The following is a 301-nucleotide window of genomic DNA, read 5'->3' as shown; positions in this document are numbered from 1 at the left end:
AGATACATCGCGTGCACCGCGCGGCTCATGCTCTCCTGGCCGCCGGCGAGAACGACGCGCGCATCGCCGGCCTGGATCGCCTGCGCGCCCATCGCCACCGCGCGGAGGCCCGAGCCGCACACCTGATTGATGGTCAGCGCCGTCTTCTCGACCGGGATGCCGGCGGCGACCGCCGCCTGCCGCGCCGGATTCTGGCCTTGGGCTGCGGTCAGCACCTGGCCGAGAATCACGTCGTCGACGTCGGCCGGGGCGACGCCCGCGCGCTTCATCGCCTCGGCGAGCGCGACGGTGCCGAGCTCGT

General features: G+C 73.4%; 1 protein-coding gene. It reads right to left on the bottom strand.

The features are described 5' to 3' along the window. On the bottom strand, window positions 1–301 hold a 301-nt coding region (locus A33M_RS21890; RefSeq protein WP_040622755.1), incomplete at both ends, for a beta-ketoacyl synthase N-terminal-like domain-containing protein.

This window comes from Rhodovulum sp. PH10, from assembly GCF_000293785.1.
GTDB lineage: Bacteria > Pseudomonadota > Alphaproteobacteria > Rhizobiales > Xanthobacteraceae > Rhodoplanes.
The sequence above is the reverse complement of the archived record's forward strand: the minus strand, read 5'-3'. Positions and strand labels throughout refer to the sequence as shown.